The following is a 17,331-nucleotide window of genomic DNA, read 5'->3' as shown; positions in this document are numbered from 1 at the left end:
GAATCTCTCCGCTTCAACTCCTTTGATTTAGCGCCCCACCCCGACGCCGTCTAGTGATTCAACACAGCCCCCTCTATACGATGGCGAAAATGGGGGGATCACCGCGACGGCTCATCGGCGCGGTCATGCTCGTCACTGCATTCCTCTCCATGTGGGTCTCGAATACGGCGACGACGGCAATGATGACGCCAATCGCGGTTGGAGTCCTCTCACAGGTTCTTAACCGCGACGAGATCGCATCGACCGGTAGTTCGTCTAGCGACGACTCAGAAGCGTTCGCAGATGGTGGAGCCGTCGGCAGTGCCGACATATTCACGAATATACAGATCGCGATGCTCCTCGGTACTGCGTACGCCGCCTCAGTTGGTGGTGTCGGCACCATCATCGGGACACCACCAAACGCCGTCCTCGTCGGGCAGCTGAACGCCACGCTCGGATACGAAATCGGATTCCTCGATTGGATGCTGATCGGTCTCCCGGTTGTCATCGTCACACTACCAATTGTCTGGTTCGTACTGACCTACGTCCTGTATCCGCCAAATATCTCGGACGTCTCAGGCGCCCGCGAACAGGCACGACAGTATCTTGAGGAAGAAGGTGAACTGGACCCCCGCGGAAAGCGCGTCGCAGTCATCTTCGGTGTTACCGCCGGTCTCTGGGTTCTCGGCGGTCTCGGAACCTTCCTGAACCCGTATATCCCGGACATCTGGATGACGACACTCTTCGGCGGTAGCGGAATGACCATCTTCGGACTCGAGGGCCACCAAGGACTCCTGTACTACGTGATAGTCGGTATGGTGGCGATCCCAGCACTCGTTCTTGCGGATACGATGGAATGGGAGGAACTGGTGGATATCGACTGGGGAACACTCCTCCTATTCGGTGGCGGTATCTCACTCGCCAAAGCGCTTGCAGACACGGGAACGACCGGCTGGATCGCAGAGACGGTGTTTAGTGATCTGACCGGGATGCCGGTCGTGATTATTATCGCCGTCGTCGTGCTCCTCGTCGTCTTCCTCACCGAGATGACGTCGAATACCGCGACGACCAGTATCCTCGTTCCGATCCTACTCAGTTTGGGGAGTGTCTTTGCAGCGACGCTCGGCCTCACTGACTTCAAAACTGCAATCTTCCTCTCAGTCTCAGGTACTATCGCCGCCAGTTTCGCATTCGCGCTCCCGGTTGCGACACCGCCGAACGCAATCGTCTATGGGAGTGGGTATATCAAGCAGAGACACATGATGCGCACCGGCGTCATCCTCAATCTCATAATGACTGTCATCCTGACGGGTCTCATTTGGCTTCTGTTCACCTTCGTTTGGCCAGCGGTCCTTTGGTGAACACTGTATCCCCTCCCCTACCCACTCCGTGAGAAAGGGGCATTAGCCGATTTTCAGGCAGCGGGTGGGAAGGTTCACAAGCGCACCGGTCGTACACTCAGTCACGAACGCCACGTTCCAATGACGCCCTTCTCTAACCCATCCGATCCACGACCACCACTCCCCGACTGGGTACAGGAAGCCTACGAGATCCTCGTGGATGCAGCAGACGGCCCGCACAGCGAATTCTCCTACGAAGAAGCCTATGCCCTCCTCAATGAGGCGGATACCTTCTCCGCAGAACACAGCGATAGCGAGTACGCCGTCGAGCGCCTGCTCAACCGTGGCTATCTCTACGAAGCCAATGGCACACTCCGCATCACCGAAACAACCCTCGACTAGGCAGACACAGGTCTATTTCGTTCTCGGCGACTAACTCGAACTCTGATCGGGAACCAACTTCCGGGGCACGAGTTCCACGCGACGTTCCCCGGAGCGTTATAGACTCAGAACGCGTACACAGTGGTATGCCCTTCAGCGCCACGTGGCATACGCTCCTCGATGAACTCGACAAGTTAGAGGAGGGGGCTGAGCTCATCGCACCGCTGTCCCATGACCGATTCCGCATCACCGACGTCCAAGAGTATCGCGTCGTCGTCCAGTTCAGTACCACAGAGGAGACACGACCCCTTCAGCACGACCAGTTCGAGACGCTGTACCAGCGGATTCAGGACATGGATGGGGAGTTCGATCTAAGCCTACTCCCATCCGACACCGATCCATATCCCGCGGTACTGAGCCTGCACCCCCGCTTCGAGATCGACGAGGACGCGGGCGTGATAATCGAAGTCGACGCCGCGACGGAGACACAACTCGCCGACGGCAACCCGGAGACCACTGCGAGTGAGCGCACCGAACCAGACGAGGTCGACGTCTACTCGGATACACTCTTGCTCGTTGACGCGCTCGAACGCCACGACGTCACCGACCTTAGCCAGTTGGAGACGCCCGCATTGGTGAACCTCTACACGCTCCTCTCTGACGTTCAGCGGGATGCAAACGACTTCCGCCGAGACGTCGCCGATATCCTGCTCAACCGACTCCACCACGACCAGCCCGTCCACGGCCAATATGGGTCGGTTCAGCGTACCGCTCGCCGCAATCGGTCGCTCAAAGACGACGCGGACGTTCTCGCGGTGTTGGAAGACGCCGGTATTGAGCGCGAGCGCGTCATGAGCGTCGATCGCGAGAAGGTCGACGAGGCCCTCGACGTCACGGGCCTGTCTGAGGCGGCGGTCTACGACGTCGACAAGAGCGAGTACGTACGCAAGGCCGAGGTCGACGAAGAGGTGAAAGCATCCCGTCTGCAGGGGCTCAAAGACCGCCTCGCGGCGAGCGATGAGGCCGAGACCGACGAGCTCCGAGAGGAGATTGAAGAGTTGGAAGACCGGATCGACGAACTCACGAGCTTCAACACGGGGAGGGAGATGCAGGGATGACGGCCTACCGGTTCCGCGTCAAATTCGCCCCCGACCCGACGTCGCTGTGGCGTGACATCGTCGTCGGCGCTGACCGTACGCTCGACGAGTTCCAGACAACGATCAACGCCGCGATGGGCCTCAACCAAGACCACCTCTGGTTCTTCGGTATCGACGAGGACTACTGGGAGAGCGACGTGAAGTACCAGTGTCCAGCGGAGCACGAGGACCTCCCGAGCGGCCAGCCGATGCAGTTCGGCGAGACAACGGACAGCGCGGGCGCCACCACAGTCGGCGAGATGGTCGCACAACTGGATCTCGACCAGTACGACCGCATCTGCTACCTCTTCGACTACGGCGACGAGTGGCGCTTCTACGCGATCCTCAAAGAGGTCGTCGACGATCCCGACCGCCGAGCGCCCGAGGTCGTCAAAGAGAAAGGCGACGAAATCGACCAGTATACGTCCGCTGGCGAGGACGGATCACCGCTTCCAGATCGCCTCCAAGAACTCGGGCTTCCCGACACGGCGGTCCCGACCGCCGACCTGCGTGCACTCGAAGACCGCGACGACGTCGCGCACGTCATCGTCCTGTTGAGCATCGAGACTGGGTTCGGGGCGGTCTCCGAGCGGTTCATGATTCAGTTCGACGACGTTGGCTACCTCTTGGAGAACTCGCCGCGCGGCTGGGAGGTCATCGAGGAAGTCGACGGCGGAGACAAGACCGAGGAAGCACTCCTATCAGCCCTCGCGAGTGCGGCGCGGGAGTGGCACGCCGAAATCGCCGAGATAGCGTCGGCTGCGTCCGGACAGGTTTTCGACGACCAGACGGTTGAGGCGATGAACGTCGAGTTGAACCAGGGGCTCGAGCGGACGGGGTATAGCCACCTGTGAGTACGTCCTCGATCAGATGACGCCATCGGTCCCTCAGTATTGGCGCGCTTGTACGTGCGACTGGGGTCTCAGAACGCATAGAATGGGACTGTAGCTGTCACCCAAACATCAACACTGCTAGACACCGAGATCCATCGCTTCGATCTGCTCCTGATAGCGATTGCGGATGGTGACCTCGGTGACGTTGGCGACGTCGGCGACCTCTCGTTGGGTCTTTTTCTCGTTGCAGAGGAGGCCCGCGGCGTAGATGGCGGCCGCCGCGAACCCAGTAGGACTCTTCCCCGAGAGGAGACCCTGCTCGGCGGCGGTGTCGATGATCTCGTTGGCCTTCGCGATGACTTCCTCAGAGGCATCAAGTTCGCTTGCGAAACGCGGCACGTACTCCTTGGGGTCGGTCGGCTCCATCTCGAGAGAGAGTTCCTTGGCGACATAGCGATACGTGCGCCCGATCTCCTTCTGGTCGACCCGCGAAACCTCCGTGACCTCCTCAAGCGAGCGCGGGATCCCTTCCTTGCGGCAGGCCGCATACAAGCAGGCGGTGGCGACACCCTCGATGGAGCGCCCGCGAATGAGGTCCTCCTTGAGCGCGCGCCGATAGAGCACTGATGCAACCTCGCGAACACTCCGGGGAACGCCGAGTGCGGACGCCATCCGATCGGTCTCGGAGAGGGCGAACTGGAGGTTGCGCTCGCCGGCGTCCTTCGTCCGAATGCGCTCCTGCCACTTCCGCAGGCGATTCATCCGATTGCGCTTCTTCGAGTCGAGCGTCCGCCCGTAGGCGTCTTTGTCCTTCCAATCGATCTGGGTCGTCAGGCCCTTATCGTGCATCGTCTGCGTGGTCGGCGCGCCAACCCGGCTCTTCTGGTCTTTCTCCTGGGAGTTGAACGCCCGCCACTCCGGGCCGCGGTCGATCTGGTCGTCGTCGAGAACGAGCCCGCAGTCCTCGCAGATACGCTCACCCTGATCCGTGACGATACTCGTCGAATCGCACTCCGGGCAGTGCTGGGTCTCGTCGCCGGTCTGCTCCTGCTCGGCCTGCTCTTCGCTGCGTTCCCGAGTCGGCCGTTCCATTCACCTTGTGACACCCTCTAATCAAATATAGGTCTTTGCCTACTGCCAGTCGCAGACAGCATCGATTCAGTCCGGAGTGTCACTCCGGCTGGCGTGTCGTCACCAACGCAGTGGTGAATTCCTCGATGAACTCCGCAAGAATCCCCCTCTGGACTCCGACTGTGATCGAGTGGTTCCCAGAGTCCGGCACGCTCGGCGCGCGCCGTCGTCGGTCACGACACAGTACGGAGTGGCCGACTCGGGAGGCCAGATGAGGGGGAATCGAAATGGGGTCGTTTGGAGTGTTCCCGGGAAAAAGGAGCCGTGAAGGGACGTATCTATGGGGAGTTGTGAGGGGGACTACTGTCGAATGCCGTAGTGTGTGGTGATGGAGCAGGTGTCACTCCGGTTGGCGTGTCGTCGGGAGCGCAGTAGTGAAGTCCTCAACGAACTCCGCAAGAACCTCGTCCGGGCCCAAATCGTGAGTGTAGATTGGGGGTTCCCAGAGTTCGACATCGAACGCATGGGCCGCCGCCGCGTCGCCGTCGGTCGCGACGACCATCAGAATCGCACTCTGGTAGATGATGATCGTCCGTTCGGCATCCACCTCCAGATGTTCGATGTACGCGGCCTCCAGTCCCGCGCGGAGATCTACGTCGTCGGCGAGTTCGCAGTGGACGACCGGGTCATCATCTGCCATTCGATCGACCATACGGAATCGCGTGTGAAGTATACCTCGCACCAAGACCGCCCTGGTCGCCCACTCTTAACCAACGCTTCCGGGAGAATGGACGGCGGTGTTGGTTAAGATGTTGAGAGCCAGCGGGATGTGACCGCCGTCGCGTTTGTCGGCGCCGTCGAGGGCTGCGACGCACACCACGCGTCGCGAGTTCCATCGATGACTGCACCAGATCGACACGCCGACACGAGCAACGACGCCGAGTGTTTCGAGCGCAAGCAACTCGCCAGAGACGCCGATCAAGTCCGACGACGAACAGACGACCTCACCGAGGCAGACGCTCGCGAACTGATCGCCGACCTTCTCGAGGCCGGCACCGTGGTGGCAGTGCCGACTGACCGCCTGCTCATCCATGAGCCAGCGGACGCCGTCTTCGAAGACGTCGTCCAACTCGCCGCCTACCACCGTGGGTGGGAAGCCGGTCGCGACGACGGGGCAGACGCATGAGTCAGCAGACGCTCGAAGGCTGTGATGCCGGTCCCGAAACACCTATTACTGGTTCTCTGTAATCTATAACTAGTACATCGAATGTCCCGGACCTCGAACCAAGCGAACGGTGATCTCCTCCGCGAATTCCTCTCCATCGCGGACCTCCTCGAGGAGCCGCGCCTGGCGCAACTCTACGCATATCTCGCACGCGACGGCGAGGCGACCACGCAAGAACTCATTGAGGCCCTCGACCTCCCACAGGGAACCGCGTATAGCTATGTTGACCGCCTCGTCGACGCTGGCGTCATTCAGGTCGTCTCCGAGACACCACCGCGCCGATATGCAGCACGAGAGATCGAGCTCACCGTCACGACAGCCGACGGCGAGCGTGAATACACAATCACGCCGGCGCTTATCGACGCGGTCGGCCGACGCGAAACCGACGCCGACATCGACACCTACATCGACCGCCACGGGATCGCCGGGCTCGCGACCGCACTCACCTATACAGTCGAACGCGAGCGGGGGGAAATGTCGCACCGGCTAATGGCCCGCGACCTCGACATCTCACCGCTCGCCGCGGAAATCATCCTGCAGGCGCTCCGGCCGATTGTCCACGAACACTTCGACATCGAGACAACTGGTGGCTCACTCGCCGATATCGACGGTGTCGACACCGATTTTGACGACGCGTGAGCGCCATCCACATCGGCGATACCGGGCTCTTCGTCGCGATTGGCGACACCAAGAACCGCCGCTATCACGCAGTCCGGACGTTCGCCTATCGGAACGATATCGGGTTCGTCCTTCCGGAGCGAGTCTATGACGAACTGACCGCTAACCGATCAGCCGATCGAACACCACCGATTGATGCAGCGATCGACGATGGCTGGGTTCGTGTTGCGGATCCGCTCAACTATACGATTCCGCTTGTCTCCCGTGTGATGGACGGCGTTCAGCGGTATATCGCGAATGCTGACAGCCGACCAGAGGACGAAATCGAGCGAGCGGATGCCGCACTCGCCGGCGTCGCCGCCCAGGCCTTCAGTGAGGGAACTGCGAACGAAGCATACGTCTACACAACCGATCACGATGCCGGAGAAGGCATTGAGACGATATTCGCCAGCGAAGGCTACGGCGACTCAATCACATACATAAATGGATTTAGGTTCGTCAATGATCTCGTCGACTAACTACGTTGGAGGCGTGTTAGCGGGGTTTCCTGATGGCGATTGACGATGAAGTCCGCAAGCTCTACGAGCGCTACCAGGCGGCGGAGAGTGACGAGGAACGCTACGCCGAGATCTACGACGCCCTCGAAGACGAGTGAGCGGGCAGCACCCCCGATCGAACAGTAGTCGCCACCCGCGACGTTCGTGGCTCACGTCGTTCACGCAACAACCACGAAGTAGCGGAGTATACAACAAACACACCATGAGCGGTGAGAAGAAACGCATCCAATTCCGCGCCCCTGGCCGGCTCATCGACCGAGCGGACGCACTCGCCGACATCCTCGGCGAGGACCGTACCGAGATCGTCGTCACTGCACTCCGTGAGTACCTGCAGGAGGTAGCGCACGACGACGCACTCAGCCACGAGATCGCCGCTGCCTACTACGACGACGAGATTACCTACGACCAACTCGAGTCACTTGTCGGTGCCGAGGAAGCCGCGAACTACCGCATCCTGAAAGAGCAACTCGATCAGGGCTACATCAACGACGTCGCCGACGTTTGAGGCGTTTCTCAACACGAGACGTTAGGCAGATCCCAACCGTCGGGATGGTACGCAGATGCGCACAGCGGTATTCGAAAGACTTCGACCAATAGTCTGAGGCCTATCGACTTCGAACGTCGTCGTATGCCTGAAGAGCCACCGAACGACACAGCCCGGTCAACTGGTGGTGCAGATACGCCCTCTAGCGACGCACTCACCCCCAAGCGTCTCGCCGAGAACACACCGGGGCTTGAGACTGTCGTCGAACTCCTCAATCACCCAGCGCTCACGCGTGTCTACGTTTACGTCTGCTACTGGGGGCCGACGACACCACCCGATGTCCAAGACGACCTCGACCTCTCGAAATCGACGGCCTACGAATACATCGACCAGCTCGTCAACCTCGGTCTCATCACGCGGGACGACTCAACACGGCCGCAGCAACTGACGGCCGAACCGATTGCTGTCGTCGACGAACACGCACCGATCGTCATTACGCCGACCGTCCTCCACGCGTTCGCCCTCCAAGAGATCGATGCGGACGTCGCGTACTTCCTCGACCGCTACGGCATCGGGAAACTCGTCGCCGCACTCCGTGGTGCCGGCCTCCACTTCGCGGGACAGACTACCCAACGGATGGTCGCCGACGACATCGACGTTCGCGAGACAGAAGCGATGATGATCAGCTACGCACTCGTCCCTGCCCTTGCCGTCGGCCGAGACCACGACCCCTATTTCGAGTATCTCTTCCCCGACGTCCACGACGCGATGGAGCTTCCCGATCTTGACGAGCGGGAGACGACACCGTCCCCACCGGACGACGGATGAGTGCAGACTCGCCACTCGCACCCGACCAAGACGTCCTCGTCGACGCGAATATCTTCTTCGCAATCGGGCATCCCTCAAATCCACAGTATCAGCGGTTTCGACGCGCAGTCCGGCGTGCGAGCGTCGTCCTCAAACTCCCGCAACGTGTTGTCGGTGAGCTCGGTGGGCCGAATCGAGACCGCGTTCGACGAGCCACTCGAGATGTGGCCGTACCTCCGCCGTCGCGCAGTCCGCCCGCTCCGCAATCTCCATGACCGACGTCGGCGCCGTCAACGCCATCGCAACCTCGAAGACGCGCTCCGGCACCGTTCGCCCTTCCAGCCTCGTCTCCCACTCCCCAGTGAGGTTGAGTTCCGGCGGGGTTTCCTCCGACATTACTCATCACTACGCGGTCTACCCACAGTAGTTTGTGGGTGCTCGACTTGCTGAATGGCAGAGTTGGAAGTAGGGAGCGCTCGCTTCTTCACCGCCTTTACTGGAAACGGTGGTGTGTCGAACGCTCCAATTAGTGGTCTAAACACCCTTGATAGACCGTGATCCACCGGTCTCGGTGTAATACTGCTGGAGGCGGCACTCGGATCGCGACGGCGGGTGCGTCGTCGTGTCAAGCCCGGCTGGGTGGTTCGATTCGCGCTTGACGTCGGCCTTCCTCGTAGAGGAGAAAAGTCAGTCAGTCAGTCAGTCGTCAGCTGTGTAGGCTCCGCTCCGGTGTTCGATTCGGTGAACTTCGAGGACGAGCGCGTCCCGGTCAAGGACACACGCAAGTCGATACTGCCCGACGCGAAGCTTCTCGAACGGGCCACCAGTCAGTGGTTCAAGATAGTCGTCCGGATCCCGCCATGGGTCGTCGACAATCTCGTCGAGCTTTGAAACAATCCGATCCTGAACGTGGTGTTCCAGATTGTCGAACTGCGTGGCAGCACGTGGTGTGAACTTCCACGTCCACTCGTCATCCTTACTCCCCATCCGTACCGTCGTCCATCATCGCCAGCACGTCCTCACGAGACACAAGCTCCTCGTCCCCAGTCCGAAGTTCGTGTTCGCTTGCGGCAATCTGCTTCCAGCCCTCACGCGAGAACTCCGGGTGCTTGACCGCGTCTCGCGCTGCATAGCGGAGGAATTCACTTCGTGAGTTGAAGCCTTGTTCTTCCCACGTCGTGTCGATATCATCCAGGAACGCTTGCGTGAGTCGGAGATTGACCTGGACAGTCTCCGGCCCATCCCCCGTTGAGCGTTCGGCATCAGACATGATATACTAATGCTTTACGTCCGTATATCAGATAAACATTCCCCACGAGAGTCTAGCCCGTCAGACGCTGGCGGACTCGTTTCTGAGTGTGCTGTCCGGTTCGTACCAGACTCACAACGGCAATACGCCGATTAGGGGCACACTCGGTTGACCGGTGTGACGCGACGGTTCGCCGCGCTCGGCGCGTGCCGCCGGTCGCCTGCTCACGGTTCACGGGGTTCACCGTTCGCGTCGCTCGCGACCGACCAGTCCGGGCGTGCGGGCGCTCTCCGCACCGCCCGCGCCCGGTCCGGGCTAAAATGGATATGGTCTCGACGCCAGCGCTTCACCCGTTCGGGTCCGGGGGACCGCGGCTAGGCCGCCCGCGACGGACGGGGTTGCGTCGCGGCGAACGGGGAATGCGCTGGCCGCTCGCTCCCGGCGGGTCGCCGCGCGCGGCTGGATACGTGCCGCTGTGTCGAGCGCTCTCGCTCGTCCCCATGGGGGGCGAGGCGAAGGCGCGAGCGAGAGCGCAGAGACGTCACTATCGGTCGTTGTGCCGAGGCCCCCGCGATGTTGGATCATCGCGGGCGTCAGCGCGTGAGCGCCTTCAGGTAATACTGCAATGTCGAGTCAGAACGCGAGTCAGAAGGTTGTTTCGGTTGATGAACAGTTTGGCGACGGCGAGCGCGAGACGGTCGACGAGGACGGCTTCACGGTGGTTGCGGAGACGCCGGTGTTCCAGGCCACGGTCAAAGAGGAGACGCAGGCAAAGGTGGATGCGAACCACCCGGACGGAATCGCGGACGCGAACCAAGAGCGGATTCCCGGTGTGACGCTTGCACAGGAGGAACGCATCAAGGCGCGTGAGGCAGAACTTGAGCGGATCAGCGCCCAGGCGGAGTTGGGCGAGCAGGAGGGGCGTGCCGAGCGGGCGCGCGACGTCGCGAGCGAACGGAGCGCGGCGTGGAACCGGGAGTTCGAGCGGCGGGCAGCCAGCGTGGACCAGTCGCTGAGTCCCGATCACGACCCACGTGAGCAGCTCTCGCAGGACGAACTCGGGGCGGTGAACGAGCAAGCCTCCAGGTTGGCGGGCGAGCTCGATGGGTGGTCGCGGGCGGCGATCAGCCGGCGGCTCGCCCAGGCAGTGCGCGACGGTGCGGACATCCCCAGTGCCGTCCTCGACGTGAAAGACGAACTCGAGGCCGCACCCGGACAGGTCATCCCCATCGATCGCGTCGGGGACGTCGATCGAGGCGAGGTGAGCGTTGAGGGAACGGTCGTGCAACTGTGGGACGCCCCAGACCCGGCAGTTGAGCAAGTCGGGCTGATCGAGGACGAGAGCGGAAAGACGAAATTTACCAGCTGGGTCCGGTCGAATCCGAAGATCGTTGAGGAAGGTGAGCGCGTGCAGATTCGCGGTGCAAGCACGAGCTGGTACCAGGGCCGCGTCTCGATTGCAGTCACCGGCTGGAGCACCATGCTCTTCCCCGACCGCGAGGCTTGGTGGGAGTAGGGCGACCCGCGGTCTCTTTCTTTTTGTCTGCCGGACCAGACCCAAGCCCCGCCACCCCACCCTCCGCTCCGTGCTCGCTCCCACACGGGTCGCTGCGCGCGCAGCCACGACCTTCCTTCCAGCTTTGATCGGCTCATCGTCAACTGGACGCATGGACTGGTCAAACGGTGGTACGTCGCCTTCCAGACACCCACACGAGCTCTATCTGAATATTCAGGTGAAGACCCTCGGCTGACAAATAGGAGCCGCACGGCTAGCCGAGCGTGTGGCCGTGCCAGTCAACGAGTGACTGTGTCGAGGTCCCACAGCACGCACACCGTTGGCTCTCAATCCGGTGCTCACCCTCCTCGCAGACGCCGTCAACAGTCGGGATGAACCCCTGTCGAGTCGTGTCTTGGTGTATCTGCTCCTTTCGGCCGCGGTCGCGTGGATTGGTGCAATCGGGGTTCGGACATCGCCACTCGCCCTCTCGGCGCTTCAAGTCGGTCTTGCAGACCGAGCAGATCAGTCCTGGGTGCGTGTCGCTCTCCTCGTCTTCGCCCTCTTCTTCCGCGATCCCGATCTTCTCCGCGTAGTTGTCCACTGAACCGTCGACATCTTGGTGTGGGAGCCACCCGGAACAATATGGATCCGGACACTCGAATCCACCAATCTCCGGGAGGAGATAACGCTCACACTCCGGACAGTCCGGAAGCTCGTCTTCGTCGGCCGGCGATGGGCCGTAGACGTGGACTCGGCCTTCGTCTGCGTTATACCGCCGGTTGTACCAGATGTGCCCGCGCGTCCACTCTATGGAGAAGAGATCCTCGATGCACTCTTCAGGAAACGGGATTTCGAGTTCGACTGGCGCGTCCTTATCCTGTTGGAGCCACCGGACGACGCCGTGGTAGCCCGTCCACTCGTCAGTCGACGGCGTCGCGAGCGGCCAGCCGAGCCGCCAGTCACCGGCGTCAAGGTCGACGTCCTTCCGCTCGAAGTGCTCCTCTTCGAGCCAGAGCGTCGAGTAGCCGTTGTCGGCGTACGTATGCTTGGTCGCGTCATAGTCCTTCCCGACGTTCCGATACTGGCACTCGATAGCGACGCCGTCACCGTAGTTCGGGTGGCGCTCTACGAACTCGACGAGGACGTCGGCTTGGCGGTCGCCGACGGGTTCTTCGTAGGAGACGGTCGCGTCTGGCCATCGGTCAGCCGCTTTCGAGTACGCGACGGCCTTCATGCGCCGGTGCTGGTCGGACTCTCCGCCACACGACCCGCCGTCTCCCCCGAGATGGTAGAAATGGCGGGAGACGAAGATGTTGCCTCGGGGGTGGGAGGACCGAACACCGAGGTCGCCATCGCACTCGGGACACGTGTACGTCTCGCCGGCTTCGGCCTCCGGTGGCGCAATAGGGCCGTTGTCGGCGGACTCAGCAACGAACGGCATATCGACTACTCGGAACTGCGCACGGGTAAAGTTCCCCTGTACAGGCGTCCGTCGCACGCCTCGCGTGTGAGGGAGACCTTTATCTCAGATGTGGGAGTCTGGACATCGTAGTCCTGACATGGGTCCCAGTTGCGTGACTCTAACTCGTTTTGCGCCGCTTCTTTCGCCCGCTTCCACGACACCGTTGTCGCCGGCTCTCGGCTGTTGACCTCATCTCTCGTGGGGGTCAGAGATTCCGATTACGCGGCGTTTGTCTGCTCAATGTCTTCGCGGACATCGATGACCGTTTCGAGGTCCATATCGACTTCCCAAATATAGCTGCGGCCACCGCCCTTGCCGCGGTTCTCTTCGCTCTTAATGACGAATCCGAGCATTTCGAGGTCGTCAAGATGGCGCTGTGCGAACTTGAGTGACGTGCTCGGGTCAGGGTCGCCGTAGGAGCGCGCGAGCTGCTGGTAGGACTCCTGGATTTCGCGTGTGCGTGCGGGCTCGCCGTGTTTGTTCTGGAGTCGTGCGGCGGCTTCGAGGACGCGCTGTGCGTTCGTTGTCTGGTCGCTGATCTTGTCGTGGAGTTGGCCGCGGTCGACGTCATCGCGGACATCCTTGACGTGGGCGTCGGTGATGGTGGGGTCGTCAGCTTTCCAGGCGGCGTCTGCGGCGGCGCGTAGCAGATCGATTGCTTGGCGGGCGGAGCCGTCGTCTTTCGCGGCGTACGCGGCGCAGAGTGTTATCGCGGAGTCCTCGCAGACGCCGGGTTGGAAGGCGAGGTCGGCGCGGTGTTCAAGGATGGAGACGAGTTCGTCGGCGTCGTACGTCGAGAAGGAGATTTCGGTCTCCATGAGGGTCGATTTGACTTTCGAGGAGAGGGTGTTGCGGAAGGTGTAGTTGTTCGAGATGCCGATGATGCCGACACGAGCATCGTTGAGGTAGCCGTTTGCGCGTGCGCGAGGGAGCTGGTAGAGGAGTGCGTCGGGGTCAGAGAGATGGTCGACTTCGTCGAGGACGATGAGGTGGGTGCCGCCGACGCGCTCCATCTGCTCGTAGAGTTCGTCGAAGAGGTCGCTGGTGGAGTAGCCTTTTGCGGCGTAGGGGGAGTGGGTTGCGGGGAGGAGTCCGTTCGCGAGTTCCCGGATGACGCTGTAGGTGGTTTCGCTGTCGCAGTTGACGCGGGAGATGTGGATGGGGTCGGCGGTGTCGCGGGTTTCGACTTCCGCTCGGAGTTCGCCGAGGACGAAGTTGGTGACAGCTGTTTTGCCGACGCCGGCTTTGCCGTAGAGGAAGATGTTGTCGGGGGTGCGGCCGAAGAGGACGTCGAGGAGGGCGTCGCGATAGTCGGCGATCTCGTCTTCGCGTTCGAGGACTTGGTCGGGTTGGTAGTCTTCGTCCAGGACGTCTTTGTCGCGGTAGATGCCGTCGGTCGCGCCGTCGAAGATCCCCATATTGGCGACATCAACCAACTGGAAGGACTTAAAACCACGTGTCGAGTGCGTCGAGTGATAGGGTTCTTTAAGTGGTAGAGATAGAGGTGGTGTCGAGTGTAACCACGACGAAGATGGCGTGTGAACTCAGAATCAAGCGCTTTGCCGAAACCGAAAGATATAATCTATACACTACTACTTACTAGCTAGTCTAGAAGCTAGAAGAAGAAAGAGAGGAGGCCGTCAGCGAAGCGGACTCAGTACGTCGCCACTCTCCTCATCTCCGCCTCCTCTCGCCGGCGCTAACACTCGACATCTACTCTCTCACCCCTCCTCACACCACCGACTCCCGGGCGTCTCCGGTCGGCTAACACTCGACATCTACTCTCCCACCCCTCCTCACACCACCGACTCCCGGGTGTCTCCGGTCGGCTAACACTCGACATCTACTGTCCCCCTCCCCCCACCGTAACACTCGACACCTACTCTGTTCACCTTCACTTCTCTGTCCGAACATTCTTGGCGTCGTGACGCATCACCAGACGCTCGATGAACTCGCTGCCTAGATGGGCCAGGTAGGGAGCGAGGGCGCTCCATTCTCCCAGCGAATCGCCTCTACCGCCGCCGGAAGTTGCTGTAGTCGGTCATCGAGGACGGCGAGTGGATGCGCATCGAGAAACGACGCGCTATGCCGGTCGACGGGCGTGTCTTCGTGATTGAGTTGGATGTGACAGGGCCCAAGGTCTGGATGGTCGGCGTCCTGGTGGAAGCCGAGCATCAGATTCCGGTCCGGTTCGACCCAGTTGATGCGGTAGTATTCATGGTCGACGCCGGCGGGGTACCAGAAGCGAACCTCGAATCGTGCTGTCGCCGCGTCGTAGGAGTCATTCAGGAACGTCGTTGGATCGGCATCCGCGATAACGTACCGGGTCGGCGTCGAGACGGGCGATAGCGGACATCCTCACACCCTGGCTGGTTCGTCAGTCGGTCGTGAACGTCGCGGAGAAGAGTCCGCTGTGTGTAGCGATCGCGACCGGCGAGAAAGATCATTTTGCGAGAGGGGAGGATTAGCTCGTGGCGCGGTCGGCCACGTCCGTCATCTGTTCGCGGGCGGCTTCGACGTCGGAGTAGAGTTCCAGTGCGTGCTTGATGAGGCGGCGATCCTCCTCGTTTTCACGCCAGAACGCGATAACGTCGCGGCGCTCGCGGAGGTCAGCACTTGCGAGGTCGCCGTCGGCGAGCGACTGTTCGAGTTCTTCCCACGTTTCGACGTCGTAGGTCGCCTGCCACGCCTCGATCTCCTCGGTGATCGCGGCCAGTTCGTTGCGAAGCTCCTCGCGCGTGTTCTCTTCGATGAGCGTCCGGATTTCCTCGAAGAGCAGGCGCGTGTAGTCCGGCTGGTAGCGCGTCGTCTCACCGGCCTCGACGCGACGCAGTTGCCCCTGATCGACGAGATCCTGGAGTTCCTCGTTGGTCGTACTCCAGGCAGCGTCGGCCTGCTCGCTGATCCAGTTGACCGACCGTGGTTCGCGGAGCGTCTCGGCGACCGCTCGAATACGGTCACGGGCGCTCATCGACTCAGTCCACGACTGGACCCCATCTCGCGAGGATTCGGACATACTTGGCACCTCTTGGGGCAGTGTTCGCACCTCGATCTCATATATGTTTGTACTATCTCGCATAATCAAGAGTATCTTGCGAACGAAGGCGCCCAGACGTTGGAATGCGATACCGACAGAACTTATGAGCCAACCGATGTACGACCGATATTCAGTCGATCACATCGGGTTAGAGGAAATGTCTGCTTGGATGTGGTGTGAAGCCTACCGAAGCAGACAGCGAGATAGAGGAAAAGCACCTGCTTAATTTTGTCGTCAACAGCCTTGACGAGGAACTTGCAATAGATCTCGGCGAGAGCGTCGAAGTCACCACAGAGAAACTATACGAGGTCCTCGCCGGCGCCAGCGTCGGCGGGACCTCGATCAACCATGTCTACGAAACGACCGACGGCTCACCGCATGCCAACACCGTCCGGGGATATCTCACCGATCAGTTCGAGCTTGATTCGGTTGAGGCGGTTGGTGACACTCTCTTGCAACGAGATGCGCTTGAGACACTTCCGGATCGACCGGTGGAGGTCTGCGCAGACCTCCACCTCGATCTCTACTACGGTGACGAAGACGAGACAGAAGCGCTGTATTCCTCGCAGGCGAAACGGGGAACAACGACGTTTCACGCGTATGCGACGCTCTACGCTCGGGTACGCAACAAGCGGTACACGCTGGCGGTTCGCCAGCTCGTCTCTGGCGACACCACCAGCGATGTGCTCGCTGAGTTACTTGAACTCCTCGACGGCCTTGACCTCGACATCAAGGCCGTCTACCTCGATCGGGGATTCTACAATAGTACCTGCCTCGGACTACTGTACGCGCACAACTATGCCTACGTGATGCCGATCGTCAAGTGGGGGGAAGCGATTCAAGAGGAACTCGACAGAGGCTGGAGCCGCGAGTACGACGAACACGGGGTGGCGCGTCACGGCTACGCCGCTGACGCGCCGTTTATCGAGACACCACGCGATGCACGAATCCACTACAGCAAGCGCTTCGGCATCGAAGCGAGCTACCGATTAGCCAAGCAGAGCCTTGCACTCACGAGTTCGCGGGACGCTGGACTTCGACTCCTGTTGTTTGTTGTGAGTCTGCTGCTCCAGAACGTCTGGCGGTGTCTTCACTGGATGTACGTGGCGGCGCCCCGCCGTGGGGGGCGCCGCCTCTGGGTATGGTCGTTCAGAGAGTTCTGTGAGATGGTGGTTCGCGCTGCTTGGACAGCCCTCGGAGTCCGCAGGGCTGTCCCAGCGAACCAACCACTGGACGGACGGTTCTTCCGATAAGCCGCCCCGTTTAGGGCATCTCGTGAGTGGAAACACTGTCGCGTCGGCGGCGGATCGCCGCCGACAGCGACTGTCCAGTGCGGAAAATCACCAACACCAGCTGTTCGAGATGATCTGATCACAGTTCGCAGAGATTCGGCGCTTAGAGGTCGAGATTATCCGGCTGCCGATGTGATCGACTGATATTTCGATTCGTGGGACTGGTCGGGTCGTCAGGCAGCTGCTGGGATGTTCGAAGCGATAGCGCTCGCAATGAATGCATCTGCGACGGCTTCATTGAATCCGCAGAGGGCGACGGGATTCACTGTTTCACGGCTTGTTCGACGTTGTAGACTGCGGCGGCGAGCACAATTTCACGAAACTGGCGATACCACGCTCGCGCTCGGACGGCGGAGCCGTAC

Annotated in this window: 20 protein-coding genes and 3 pseudogenes; 13 read left to right on the top strand and 10 right to left on the bottom strand. The window is 60.8% G+C overall.

What is annotated here, in order from left to right:
* The first annotated feature begins 80 nt into the window (after positions 1-80).
* From ABDZ36_RS01255 to ABDZ36_RS01240, 4 genes are all read left to right on the top strand, one after another.
* The gene (locus tag ABDZ36_RS01255) at positions 81-1,340 is read left to right on the top strand and encodes an SLC13 family permease (RefSeq protein WP_343749166.1); all 1,260 of its coding nucleotides are present in this window, start codon (positions 81-83) and stop codon (positions 1,338-1,340) included.
* Between the two features lie 120 nt (positions 1,341-1,460).
* Complete coding sequence (locus tag ABDZ36_RS01250) at positions 1,461-1,721, top strand: hypothetical protein (protein ID WP_211313743.1); 261 nt, start codon at positions 1,461-1,463, stop codon at positions 1,719-1,721.
* Between the two features lie 125 nt (positions 1,722-1,846).
* A complete protein-coding gene (locus tag ABDZ36_RS01245) occupies positions 1,847-2,818 on the top strand; it encodes a DUF7983 family protein (RefSeq protein WP_343749165.1) in 972 nt (323 codons plus the stop codon).
* Positions 2,815-3,690, top strand: a complete 876-nt coding sequence (locus ABDZ36_RS01240; protein WP_343749164.1) for a DUF7964 domain-containing protein — start codon at positions 2,815-2,817, stop codon at positions 3,688-3,690. The genes ABDZ36_RS01245 and ABDZ36_RS01240 overlap by 4 nt, the downstream gene beginning before the upstream one ends.
* Positions 3,691-3,807: 117 nt before the next feature.
* On the opposite strand, the gene ABDZ36_RS01235 is transcribed toward ABDZ36_RS01240, so the two are convergent.
* Both ABDZ36_RS01235 and ABDZ36_RS01230 read right to left on the bottom strand, forming a co-directional pair.
* On the bottom strand, positions 3,808-4,761 hold the full coding sequence (locus tag ABDZ36_RS01235; protein ID WP_343749163.1) for a transcription initiation factor IIB: 954 nt from the start codon (positions 4,759-4,761) through the stop codon (positions 3,808-3,810).
* Between the two features lie 379 nt (positions 4,762-5,140).
* A complete protein-coding gene (locus ABDZ36_RS01230; RefSeq protein WP_343749162.1) occupies positions 5,141-5,440 on the bottom strand; it encodes a hypothetical protein in 300 nt (99 codons plus the stop codon).
* Between the two features lie 198 nt (positions 5,441-5,638).
* Here ABDZ36_RS01230 and ABDZ36_RS01225 point away from each other — a divergent pair, with 198 nt between their 5' ends.
* The 7 genes and pseudogenes from ABDZ36_RS01225 to ABDZ36_RS01200 form a co-directional block, all read left to right on the top strand.
* Positions 5,639-5,926 carry a DUF8069 family protein gene (locus ABDZ36_RS01225; RefSeq protein ID WP_343749161.1) on the top strand — a complete coding sequence of 96 codons (288 nt, stop codon included), beginning with the start codon at positions 5,639-5,641 and terminating at the stop codon, positions 5,924-5,926.
* An 81-nt stretch (positions 5,927-6,007) separates the two neighbouring features.
* Positions 6,008-6,604, top strand: coding sequence for a DUF7437 domain-containing protein (locus ABDZ36_RS01220; protein WP_211313349.1), 597 nt, complete (start codon positions 6,008-6,010; stop codon positions 6,602-6,604).
* A complete protein-coding gene (locus ABDZ36_RS01215; RefSeq protein ID WP_211313348.1) occupies positions 6,601-7,101 on the top strand; it encodes a PIN domain-containing protein in 501 nt (166 codons plus the stop codon). Before ABDZ36_RS01220 ends, ABDZ36_RS01215 begins: the two co-directional genes overlap by 4 nt.
* A gap of 32 nt (positions 7,102-7,133) precedes the next feature.
* The gene (locus ABDZ36_RS15010) at positions 7,134-7,238 is read left to right on the top strand and encodes a hypothetical protein (RefSeq protein ID WP_020221910.1); all 105 of its coding nucleotides are present in this window, start codon (positions 7,134-7,136) and stop codon (positions 7,236-7,238) included.
* A 104-nt stretch (positions 7,239-7,342) separates the two neighbouring features.
* Entirely contained in the window at positions 7,343-7,645 is a 303-nt protein-coding gene (locus ABDZ36_RS01210; RefSeq protein ID WP_020221909.1) for a hypothetical protein, read from the top strand.
* 123 nt (positions 7,646-7,768) lie between these two features.
* Complete coding sequence (locus ABDZ36_RS01205) at positions 7,769-8,452, top strand: DUF7437 domain-containing protein (RefSeq protein ID WP_020221908.1); 684 nt, start codon at positions 7,769-7,771, stop codon at positions 8,450-8,452.
* Positions 8,449-8,646: pseudogene (locus ABDZ36_RS01200) on the top strand (PIN domain-containing protein); the annotation flags it as partial. The gene ABDZ36_RS01205 and the pseudogene ABDZ36_RS01200, both read left to right, overlap by 4 nt.
* On the opposite strand, the gene ABDZ36_RS15005 reads toward ABDZ36_RS01200, so the two are convergent.
* The 3 genes from ABDZ36_RS15005 to ABDZ36_RS01185 all read right to left on the bottom strand — a co-directional run bounded on the left by ABDZ36_RS15005 (position 8,582) and on the right by ABDZ36_RS01185 (position 9,701).
* Positions 8,582-8,827 carry a DUF7342 family protein gene (locus tag ABDZ36_RS15005; RefSeq protein ID WP_020221907.1) on the bottom strand — a complete coding sequence of 82 codons (246 nt, stop codon included), beginning with the start codon at positions 8,825-8,827 and terminating at the stop codon, positions 8,582-8,584. The pseudogene ABDZ36_RS01200 and the gene ABDZ36_RS15005 sit on opposite strands and share 65 nt — an antisense overlap.
* A gap of 303 nt (positions 8,828-9,130) precedes the next feature.
* Positions 9,131-9,418 carry a type II toxin-antitoxin system RelE family toxin gene (locus tag ABDZ36_RS01190; RefSeq protein ID WP_021780587.1) on the bottom strand — a complete coding sequence of 96 codons (288 nt, stop codon included), beginning with the start codon at positions 9,416-9,418 and terminating at the stop codon, positions 9,131-9,133.
* A complete protein-coding gene (locus ABDZ36_RS01185; protein ID WP_020221905.1) occupies positions 9,408-9,701 on the bottom strand; it encodes a ribbon-helix-helix domain-containing protein in 294 nt (97 codons plus the stop codon). The genes ABDZ36_RS01190 and ABDZ36_RS01185 overlap by 11 nt, the downstream gene beginning before the upstream one ends.
* Before the next feature lie 604 nt (positions 9,702-10,305).
* On the opposite strand from ABDZ36_RS01185, the gene ABDZ36_RS01180 reads away from it, so the two are divergent.
* Positions 10,306-11,196, top strand: coding sequence for a DNA-binding protein (locus tag ABDZ36_RS01180; RefSeq protein ID WP_211313347.1), 891 nt, complete (start codon positions 10,306-10,308; stop codon positions 11,194-11,196).
* Positions 11,197-11,449: 253 nt separating this feature from the next.
* On the opposite strand, the gene ABDZ36_RS01175 is transcribed toward ABDZ36_RS01180, so the two are convergent.
* From ABDZ36_RS01175 to ABDZ36_RS01160, 4 genes and pseudogenes are all read right to left on the bottom strand, one after another.
* Complete coding sequence (locus ABDZ36_RS01175; RefSeq protein WP_211313346.1) at positions 11,450-12,619, bottom strand: competence protein CoiA family protein; 1,170 nt, start codon at positions 12,617-12,619, stop codon at positions 11,450-11,452.
* Positions 12,620-12,858: 239 nt separating this feature from the next.
* Positions 12,859-14,058: an orc1/cdc6 family replication initiation protein gene (locus ABDZ36_RS01170; protein ID WP_211313345.1), complete on the bottom strand. Its 1,200-nt coding sequence runs from the start codon at positions 14,056-14,058 to the stop codon at positions 12,859-12,861.
* Between the two features lie 541 nt (positions 14,059-14,599).
* Positions 14,600-15,087 (bottom strand): annotated as a pseudogene (locus tag ABDZ36_RS01165) (hypothetical protein).
* Between the two features lie 17 nt (positions 15,088-15,104).
* Positions 15,105-15,656 (bottom strand): DUF7342 family protein, encoded by a 552-nt coding sequence (locus ABDZ36_RS01160; protein WP_211313344.1) that lies wholly within the window; start codon positions 15,654-15,656, stop codon positions 15,105-15,107.
* A 197-nt stretch (positions 15,657-15,853) separates the two neighbouring features.
* Between ABDZ36_RS01160 and ABDZ36_RS01155 the strand changes: the two genes are divergently transcribed.
* The gene (locus ABDZ36_RS01155) at positions 15,854-16,930 is read left to right on the top strand and encodes an ISH3 family transposase (protein WP_211313343.1); all 1,077 of its coding nucleotides are present in this window, start codon (positions 15,854-15,856) and stop codon (positions 16,928-16,930) included.
* 301 nt (positions 16,931-17,231) lie between these two features.
* Here ABDZ36_RS01155 and ABDZ36_RS01150 read toward each other — a convergent pair.
* Positions 17,232-17,331 (bottom strand): annotated as a pseudogene (locus ABDZ36_RS01150) (IS5/IS1182 family transposase); the annotation flags it as partial.

The sequence above is a fragment of the Halarchaeum salinum genome (genome assembly GCF_039520965.1).
GTDB classification, from domain to species: domain Archaea; phylum Halobacteriota; class Halobacteria; order Halobacteriales; family Halobacteriaceae; genus Halarchaeum; species Halarchaeum salinum.
This window is presented reverse-complemented; position numbering and strand designations above follow the sequence as displayed.

Excerpts from the sequence above, each read along its gene's own strand:
- ABDZ36_RS15010 (WP_020221910.1), top strand. The coding sequence starts at position 7,134 with ATGGCGATTGACGATGAAGTCCGCAAGCTCTACGAGCGCTACCAGGCG.
- ABDZ36_RS01225 (WP_343749161.1), top strand. The coding sequence starts at position 5,639 with ATGACTGCACCAGATCGACACGCCGACACGAGCAACGACGCCGAGTGT.
- ABDZ36_RS01175 (WP_211313346.1), bottom strand. The coding sequence starts at position 12,619 with ATGCCGTTCGTTGCTGAGTCCGCCGACAACGGCCCTATTGCGCCACCG.
- ABDZ36_RS01245 (WP_343749165.1), top strand. The coding sequence starts at position 1,847 with ATGCCCTTCAGCGCCACGTGGCATACGCTCCTCGATGAACTCGACAAG.
- ABDZ36_RS01250 (WP_211313743.1), top strand. The coding sequence starts at position 1,461 with ATGACGCCCTTCTCTAACCCATCCGATCCACGACCACCACTCCCCGAC.
- ABDZ36_RS01230 (WP_343749162.1), bottom strand. The coding sequence starts at position 5,440 with ATGGCAGATGATGACCCGGTCGTCCACTGCGAACTCGCCGACGACGTA.
- ABDZ36_RS01210 (WP_020221909.1), top strand. The coding sequence starts at position 7,343 with ATGAGCGGTGAGAAGAAACGCATCCAATTCCGCGCCCCTGGCCGGCTC.
- ABDZ36_RS01170 (WP_211313345.1), bottom strand. The coding sequence starts at position 14,058 with ATGGGGATCTTCGACGGCGCGACCGACGGCATCTACCGCGACAAAGAC.
- ABDZ36_RS01220 (WP_211313349.1), top strand. The coding sequence starts at position 6,008 with ATGTCCCGGACCTCGAACCAAGCGAACGGTGATCTCCTCCGCGAATTC.
- ABDZ36_RS01180 (WP_211313347.1), top strand. The coding sequence starts at position 10,306 with ATGTCGAGTCAGAACGCGAGTCAGAAGGTTGTTTCGGTTGATGAACAG.
- ABDZ36_RS15005 (WP_020221907.1), bottom strand. The coding sequence starts at position 8,827 with ATGTCGGAGGAAACCCCGCCGGAACTCAACCTCACTGGGGAGTGGGAG.
- ABDZ36_RS01240 (WP_343749164.1), top strand. The coding sequence starts at position 2,815 with ATGACGGCCTACCGGTTCCGCGTCAAATTCGCCCCCGACCCGACGTCG.
- ABDZ36_RS01160 (WP_211313344.1), bottom strand. The coding sequence starts at position 15,656 with ATGTCCGAATCCTCGCGAGATGGGGTCCAGTCGTGGACTGAGTCGATG.
- ABDZ36_RS01185 (WP_020221905.1), bottom strand. The coding sequence starts at position 9,701 with ATGTCTGATGCCGAACGCTCAACGGGGGATGGGCCGGAGACTGTCCAG.
- ABDZ36_RS01205 (WP_020221908.1), top strand. The coding sequence starts at position 7,769 with ATGCCTGAAGAGCCACCGAACGACACAGCCCGGTCAACTGGTGGTGCA.
- ABDZ36_RS01190 (WP_021780587.1), bottom strand. The coding sequence starts at position 9,418 with ATGGGGAGTAAGGATGACGAGTGGACGTGGAAGTTCACACCACGTGCT.
- ABDZ36_RS01235 (WP_343749163.1), bottom strand. The coding sequence starts at position 4,761 with ATGGAACGGCCGACTCGGGAACGCAGCGAAGAGCAGGCCGAGCAGGAG.
- ABDZ36_RS01255 (WP_343749166.1), top strand. The coding sequence starts at position 81 with ATGGCGAAAATGGGGGGATCACCGCGACGGCTCATCGGCGCGGTCATG.